This window comes from Streptomyces sp. (genome assembly GCF_031178505.1).
Taxonomy (GTDB): domain Bacteria; phylum Actinomycetota; class Actinomycetes; order Streptomycetales; family Streptomycetaceae; genus Streptomyces; species Streptomyces gulbargensis.
In genome coordinates this window covers 1,770-8,885 of sequence record NZ_JAPSIW010000239.1, presented here as the reverse complement: position 1 = coordinate 8,885, position 7,116 = coordinate 1,770, and the positions used below count along the sequence as shown (strand labels likewise).

7 protein-coding genes and 2 tRNA genes are annotated in these 7,116 nt (G+C 72.2%); 7 read left to right on the top strand and 2 right to left on the bottom strand.

Features of this window, described 5'->3' with window-relative positions:
* Window positions 1-142 precede the first annotated feature (142 nt).
* The 5 genes from nadD to RIF68_RS17490 all read left to right on the top strand — a co-directional run bounded on the left by nadD (window position 143) and on the right by RIF68_RS17490 (window position 3,860).
* Window positions 143-763 carry a nicotinate-nucleotide adenylyltransferase gene (gene nadD, locus RIF68_RS17510; RefSeq protein WP_309052203.1) on the top strand — a complete coding sequence of 207 codons (621 nt, stop codon included), beginning with the start codon at window positions 143-145 and terminating at the stop codon, window positions 761-763.
* Between the two features lie 19 nt (window positions 764-782).
* Entirely contained in the window at window positions 783-2,516 is a 1,734-nt protein-coding gene (locus tag RIF68_RS17505) for a LytR C-terminal domain-containing protein (protein WP_309052202.1), read from the top strand.
* Between the two features lie 68 nt (window positions 2,517-2,584).
* Complete coding sequence (rsfS, locus tag RIF68_RS17500; protein WP_309052201.1) at window positions 2,585-3,022, top strand: ribosome silencing factor; 438 nt, start codon at window positions 2,585-2,587, stop codon at window positions 3,020-3,022.
* Window positions 3,019-3,672: a histidine phosphatase family protein gene (locus RIF68_RS17495; RefSeq protein WP_309052204.1), complete on the top strand. Its 654-nt coding sequence runs from the start codon at window positions 3,019-3,021 to the stop codon at window positions 3,670-3,672. The genes rsfS and RIF68_RS17495 overlap by 4 nt, the downstream gene beginning before the upstream one ends.
* A gap of 115 nt (window positions 3,673-3,787) precedes the next feature.
* Window positions 3,788-3,860: transfer RNA gene (locus tag RIF68_RS17490), tRNA-Ala, on the top strand.
* A gap of 56 nt (window positions 3,861-3,916) precedes the next feature.
* Here the strand turns inward: RIF68_RS17490 and RIF68_RS17485 are convergent.
* Complete coding sequence (locus tag RIF68_RS17485) at window positions 3,917-4,792, bottom strand: helix-turn-helix transcriptional regulator (protein ID WP_309052200.1); 876 nt, start codon at window positions 4,790-4,792, stop codon at window positions 3,917-3,919.
* A gap of 527 nt (window positions 4,793-5,319) precedes the next feature.
* On the opposite strand from RIF68_RS17485, the gene RIF68_RS17480 reads away from it, so the two are divergent.
* Window positions 5,320-5,553 (top strand): hypothetical protein, encoded by a 234-nt coding sequence (locus RIF68_RS17480; protein WP_030211122.1) that lies wholly within the window; start codon window positions 5,320-5,322, stop codon window positions 5,551-5,553.
* Here RIF68_RS17480 and RIF68_RS17475 read toward each other — a convergent pair.
* A complete protein-coding gene (locus tag RIF68_RS17475) occupies window positions 5,532-6,857 on the bottom strand; it encodes a glycosyltransferase 87 family protein (RefSeq protein ID WP_309052199.1) in 1,326 nt (441 codons plus the stop codon). The genes RIF68_RS17480 and RIF68_RS17475 overlap by 22 nt on opposite strands.
* Before the next feature lie 123 nt (window positions 6,858-6,980).
* Between RIF68_RS17475 and RIF68_RS17470 the strand changes: the two genes are divergently transcribed.
* A tRNA-Ala gene (locus RIF68_RS17470) sits at window positions 6,981-7,053 on the top strand.
* Window positions 7,054-7,116: the final 63 nt, after the last annotated feature.

Sequence of the window (7,116 nt, the reverse complement as noted above, 5' to 3'; positions counted from 1 at the left end):
GCCTCAACCCGTACGTCACGGGCGGCGGTGCCTTCCTCGCCCTGATGCTGCTGCTCTGGATCACCACCCGCTTCAACCGCGACCGCTGAGCCGGAAGACCGCCGATCCGGTGTCCGCCGCCGTGCCAGTAGGCTCTGCACGCATGGGAGAGCAGGAAGTGCCTACTGGCGGCCGCGGCAAGCGCCGACTCGGCGTGATGGGCGGGACGTTCGACCCGATCCACCACGGACACCTGGTGGCGGCCAGTGAAGTGGCCGCCCTGTTCCACCTCGACGAGGTGGTGTTCGTGCCGACCGGGGAGCCCTGGCAGAAGAGTCACAAGGCCGTGTCGCCGGCCGAGGACCGCTATCTGATGACGGTCATCGCCACCGCCTCGAACCCGCAGTTCTCGGTCAGCCGGATCGACATCGACCGCGGCGGCGCCACGTACACCATCGACACCCTTCGGGACCTGCGCTCCCTCAACAGCGACTCCGACCTCTTCTTCATCACCGGGGCGGACGCGCTGTCGCAGATCCTCACCTGGCGCGACGCCGAGGAACTCTTCTCGCTCGCCCACTTCATCGGTGTCACCCGGCCGGGCCACGACCTCACCGACGACGGCCTGCCCAAGGGCGGCGTCTCGCTGGTCGAGGTGCCCGCGCTCGCCATCTCCTCCACCGACTGCCGCGCCCGGGTCGCGAAGGGCGACCCCGTCTGGTATCTGGTCCCGGACGGTGTGGTCCGCTACATCGACAAGCGCCAGCTGTACCGCGGCGAGTGAGTCCCGGGGAGGGGCACCGGTGAACGATCAGCAGAACCCGTACGACCCGTACCATCCGCAGCCGCAGATCATCGGCTACGACGCGTACGGGCAGCCGGTGTACCAGCAGCAGGTCCCGCAGCAGGCGCAGCAGCAGCCCTACGACCCGTACGCCGCCCAGCAGGGCTACGCCTACGACGCGTACGGACAGCCGGTGCAGCAGCCGGCGTACGACCCGTACGCCCAGCAGGCCCCGTACCAGCAGCCCGAGCAGCCGCAGGACTACGCCTACCCCGCGTACGACAGCACCGGCAGCACCCAGCAGTGGCAGGCGGCCGCCCCGCCCGAGGCCGCCCCGGCCCCCGGCCCGTACGCGAGCCCCGCGCCCGAGGCGCCGGCGGCCCCCACGGCCGCGCCCCCCGGTGTCCCCGGCCAGCGCCCCGCCCCGGAAGCCTCCGGTGAGTCCGGACGCGCCGGCGGACCCGGGCGGACGGGGCAGGACGAGGACCGGGCCTACCGCACCGAGCAGTTCTCGTTCATCGAGGAGCCCGACGAGGACTCCGAGGACGTCATCGACTGGCTCAAGTTCACCGAGAGCCGCTCCGAGCGGCGCGAGGAGGCCCGTCGGCGCGGCCGCAACCGCATCGTCGCCCTCGTCGTCGTCCTCGTGCTCGCCGCCGTCGGCGGGGTCGGCTACCTCTGGTCCGCCGGTCTGCTGCCCGGCACCTCCCGCGAACAGGCCGGCCCGGCCCCCGCGACCGGCCCGCAGAAGCGGGACACCATCGTCATCCACCTCCACGACACCAAGAGCGGCACGACCACCACCGCCCTGCTCGTCGACAACGCCACCACCAAGCAGGGCACCACCGTCCTGCTCCCCAACGCCGTCGTCGTCGCCGACGGCGAGGGCGCCGCGACCACGCTCGGCAAGTCCGTCGAGGACGACGGCTCCAGCGGCACCCGCGAGGCCGTCGGCAACCTCCTCGGCGCCGAGATCACCGGCACCTGGCGGCTCGACACCCCCTACCTGGAGAACCTCGTCGAGTACCTCGGCGGCATCGAGGCCGACACCGACACCACGGTGCCCGACCGCAGGAAGGGCGCCGCCCCGCTCGTCGAGAAGGGCGAGAAGCAGTCCCTCAACGGCGCCGCCGCCGTCGCCTACGCCACGTACCGCGCCCCCGGCGAGACCGAGGCCGACCAGAGCCGGCGCTTCGGGCAGGTCCTGTACGGCGTGCTCCGCAAGATGCCCGGCGACCCCCAGGCCGCCACCGCCGCCATCGAGTACCTCGTCCAGATCCTCGACCCTTCCCTGCCCGCCAAGGACCTCGGCGCCTCCCTCGCCAAGCTGGGCGAGTACGCCAAGGTCGGTGACTACCGCACGACGGTGCTCCCCGTCGGCGCCGACGGCACGCTCAGCGCCGGCGCGAGCGACGACGTGGTCAAGGACGTCCTCGGCGGCAAGGTCACCCCGCCGGAGAACGACGGCGTGCCGCGGGTCTCCGTGAAGGACGCCTCCGGCAGGAACGCCACCGAGGCCGTCCGGGCCGTCCTGATCAACGGCGGCTACGCCTTCGTCGGCGGGACGACGGAGACCGGCACCCGGGGAACCTCGCAGGTCGTGTACGGCGACGACGCCCGGAAGGCGACCGCCGTCGAGGTCGCCAAGACCCTCGGTCTGCCGGAGAGCGCGGTCACCAAGGGCACGCCCGGCGGCGCCGCCGCCGTCACCGTGGTCCTCGGCCGGGACTACAAGGTTCCGGGCGCCTCGTAATCGTTGCGGGTCCGTCGGCGGTCCGTGAGACCCTGGAGGGGTACTGGACCGCCGACGAAAGCCTGCCTGTGACCGCCACTGATCGCTCCATCGAGCTCGTCAACGCCGCCGCCCAGGCGGCGGCCGACCGGCTCGCGCACGACATCATCGCGTACGACGTCAGCGATGTGCTGTCGATCACCGACGCCTTCCTGCTCGCCTCCGCCCCCAACGACCGCCAGGTCAAGTCGATCGTCGACGAGATCGAGGAGCGGCTGCTCAAGGAGCTCGGTGCCAAGCCGGTCCGCCGTGAGGGCGACCGCGACGCGCGTTGGATCCTGCTCGACTACGTGGACATCGTCGTCCACGTCCAGCACAGCGAGGAGCGCGTCTTCTACGCCCTCGAGCGGCTGTGGAAGGACTGCCCCGAGCTCCCGCTGCCCGAGGACGCCGTGAAGACCCGCGGCAAGGCGGCCGAGCACGCCGCCCTCACCGGCGCCGACGGAGCGGACGGTGAGCTGAGCTGAGCACCACCACGGGCGGCAGGGGCCGCCGCATCGTTCTGTGGCGTCACGGGCAGACCTCGTGGAACCTGGAGCGCCGCTTCCAGGGCTCGACCGACATCGAGCTGACGGAGACCGGCGTCGCCCAGGCGCGCCGGGCCGCCCGTCTGCTCGCCGCGCTGGGCCCCGACGCCATCGTCGCCTCCGACCTGAAGCGCGCGGCCGCCACCGCCGCCGAACTCGCCGCGATCACCGGCCACACCGTCTCCCACGACTCCGCGCTGCGCGAGACGTACGCGGGGGAGTGGCAGGGCCTCACCCACGAGGAGATCGTCGAGCGGTACGGCGAGCAGTACGCGGCCTGGAAGCGCGGCGAGCCCGTGCGCCGGGGCGGCGGCGAACTGGAGACCGAGGTGGCCGACCGGGCCGCCCCGGTGGTCCTGGAGCACGCGGACAAGCTTCCCGACGGCGGCACGCTCGTCGTGGTCAGCCACGGCGGCACCATCCGCACCACCATCGGCCGGCTCCTCGGCCTGGAGGCCCGGCACTGGGAGAGTCTGGGCGGGCTCACCAACTGCTGCTGGTCGGTCCTCGGCGAGGGCGCGCGCGGCTGGCGCCTGCTGGAGCACAACGCCGGCACGCTGCCCGAGCCGGTCCTCGGCGACGACGACTGAGACCTCCGAGGGCCCCGCCGAGGCCCCTGAGGGGCCTGCGGACCCGGATTTCACTTTCTGGCAGGTCACAGGCTAAAGTTCTTCTTGTTCGAAGCGCGGAGCGCGAAGAACACGAGGGGCTATAGCTCAGTTGGTAGAGCGCCTGCATGGCATGCAGGAGGTCAGGAGTTCAATTCTCCTTAGCTCCACAGACACCGGATCCCGTCCCCGCAAGGGGGCGGGATCCGTCGTTCCCCCCCCCGCTTCAGCCACCGCCGTCCCGGCCGTTCTCCCGCAAGGTGTCGATCGCGCGGCGGCTCTCCTCGTCGTGCGGCGTGTAGACCACGATCCGGCACTCCGGCATCCCGTTGACCGACAGCGAGACCGAGGTCATCCGGAGCTCGCCCACCAGCTCGTGCCGGAAGGTCCTCACCCTGGTCCCCGGCGGCACCACGTCACCGCCGCGCCAGAGCCGGGCGAAGTACGGGCTGGCCTCCGAAAGGAGCCGTAGGAAGGACTCCCACGCCGGCTCGCCGACGTGCCGCCCGTACGCGCCGCGCAGCTGGGCCACCATCAGCGGCAGCTCCACCTCCCGGTCGACCACCGGGCACTTCGCGTCGGCCACGGTGAACAGCCCCCACAGCACGTTGGGCGTCCCGGACGGCGCCGGCCTCACCCCCCGCGCGTCCTCCAGGAACAGCCGCGCGTAGGTGGAATTGGTCGCCAGCACGTCGTACCGCGCGTTGTGGAGCACCGCCGGATGCGGGACCAGCGCGTCGAGGATGCCCTGGATCTCCGGACTCACGGAGAGGAGCTGTTCGGTGGCCGTGTCCGGCTCGTACGGCACCTCCGCGAGGCGGTAGAGGTGCTCCCGCTCCGGCCGGTCGAGCCGCAGCGTACGGGCGACCGCGTCCAGCACCTGCGCGGAGGCGTTGATCGGCCGCCCCTGCTCCAGCCACGTGTACCAGGTCACGCCCACCCCGGAGAGCTGGGCCACCTCCTCCCGGCGCAGCCCGGGCGTGCGGCGGCGCAGCCCCGGCGGCATGCCCACGTCCTCCGGAGTCACCCGGGCCCGGCGGCTGCGCAGGAAGGCTGCCAGCTCCGGCCGCCGGCGCGCTCGAGTCGGTGCCACAGTCGTCACACCCCCATGGTCGAGTCCCCGTCCCACCGCTGCCGGGTTCTGCGGATGCCGGCATCGGCGGTCTCCCGTCACCCGTACGCGGCCGCGGTCACGCTCGGCGCACGACCTCGACCACGACACGTCCCGCCCTCAGTAAAGCCCCCGGCACCGACAATCGCCCCGGACCGCTCCTCGGCGCCTGCTCGCCACGGGCTGCAACCCGTGGTCGCCGGACACACTGGTGGGCCATCGCCGGGCAGGTCCTCGGTGAGGGCTCGTCAGCGCCGACCGCCGCGCCGCCGGCGTCACCCTGCTGACCGTGCCCCTGGTCCTCGGGCAGGAGTACGACTGGACGCTGCCGTCGTCCCGGGCGCCGGGGGCGTGGTGGGACGGGTGTGCCGAGCGCGCCGACCCTCTTGCGGTGCCATGGCAGAATCGGACGGCCGGAGGGGGACCAGGATCCGGACGGGAGGGTGGCCCAGGTGTTCGGCGTCGACGGCGGGGTGTCCTATGTGTGCGCGGCCTGCGGCCACAGCGGGAGCTGACTGATGGGTGCACACAGGCGGAAGTGCGACTGGTGCGGCAGCGGGACGCCCATCGTCCGCGACATGGATCCCGTGAACCCCGATTTCCAGTACTGGTGCGAGGAGTGCGCGCGGGCGCTGATCATAAAAGGCGACCCGATCGAGACCTACCGCGAGTTGGAGGGGGAGCCGATCTACGGCCGGCTCCTCGACGAGCACTGCACCCTCAAGCGGTTCTACTCCTTCGCCACGGCGTGATCGCGCCGGCCCGCCGGCTCTCCCTCGCCGGGGCCCGGGCGGCCGACGTCTTCCCCTGAGCCGCCGGCGCGTCCCCCCGCCAGGGCGTCACGCCGCCGCAGGCTCAGCGCGTACCCGGCGAGAACGGCGGTCGCCGTCAGCGGGTAGACCGCCGACAGCAGCATCTGACCCGCGTTCTGGTCCAGTTCGGGCCGGCCCGGGTCGTGCGGCACCCACCACAGCGCGAACGAGGCGAAGGCCAGCGCGACCGCGCCCGTCACCGGCCACGCGCGCGTGGAGCGGTCCGCGAGCAGGATCAGCAGCGGGACGCACCAGACCCAGTGATGGGACCAGGAGATCGGGCTGATCATCAGGGCGGTGAAGGCGCAGACGACGACGGCCACTGCCTTGTCGCCGCGCAGCGCCGCCCGTATCGCCAGCGTCATCGCCACGGCGCCGAACGCGCCGGCGGCGAGCACCCACCACACGCCGGGGGAGTCGGTGTGCATCAGCCGGGCGAGGACCCCGCTCAGGGACTGGTTGGCGGTCTCCTCGGCGTGGCCGACCCGCCCGGTCTCGAACAGGGTCCGCGTCCAGAAGGTGCGGGAGTCGGCCGGCAGGGCCACCACCGCGGCCAGGGTCGCGGCGAGGAACCATCCGGTCGCCGTCAGCGCCGTCCGCAGCCACGGGTTCGTCCCGCGGTCGCGGCGCCACAGCAGCAGACCGGCCGCGAGCAGCAGCACCACGAAGAGCCCCGGTGTGAGTTTCACCGCGGTCGCCAGACCGATCCCGAGCCCGGCCCAGCGGCTCCCCTCGCGACGGGTGAGGTCCCACAGCACCGCCACCGCCACCAGCAGGTTGATCTGCCCGTAGCGCAGCGTCGTCCACACCGGCTCGCACCACACCACGACGGCGGCCACCCACAGCGTCGTGCGCCACAGGTCCGTACGGGCCCCGGCGCGCGCCAGGGCCGGGCGCACCAGCTGGAGCGACAGCCGCACCAGGGCGATCACGAGCAGCAGGTTCCCCGCCGTCGACAGCGTCCGCATCACCGGAACGCTCACCCAGGTCAGCGGCAGGAACAGCACGGCGGCGATGGGCGGGTACGTCATGCCGAGGTTCGCCGAGGTGGCGCGCATCGCGTACAGGTCGCCTCCGGCCCGCAGCGTCTCGGCCTCGGCGCGGTAGACCATCACGTCGAGCATGTTCACGTGGGCGAGGCGTTGCGCCACCCAGAAGGCCGTGAAGGAGAGCAGGCAGGCCGCCGCGGCGGTGACCAGGGGCCAGGGCCGGGGGCGGGTTTTCGACAGCACGGAGACGGACACAGTCGGCGACCCTACCCGCCTGGTCAGAGGCCCCCGGAGAACCGATTTGGAGATCTGCCGGGGAGCCGGTTAATGTTCTGTCTGTCGCCGCGAGGGAAACCGGAGCGGAGACGGAAACAGCAAGGGGCTATAGCTCAGTTGGTAGAGCGCCTGCATGGCATGCAGGAGGTCAGGAGTTCAATTCTCCTTAGCTCCACAGTGAAGAAGCGGGCCAACCCGATGTGGTGGGCCGCGTATTAGTGTGGCGCCAAACGGGGCG

What these genes read in the sequence shown, in the direction of transcription:
- nadD (WP_309052203.1), top strand. Translation starts at nt 143, where the DNA reads ATGGGAGAGCAGGAAGTGCCTACTGGCGGCCGCGGCAAGCGCCGACTC.
- RIF68_RS17480 (WP_030211122.1), top strand. Translation starts at nt 5,320, where the DNA reads ATGGGTGCACACAGGCGGAAGTGCGACTGGTGCGGCAGCGGGACGCCC.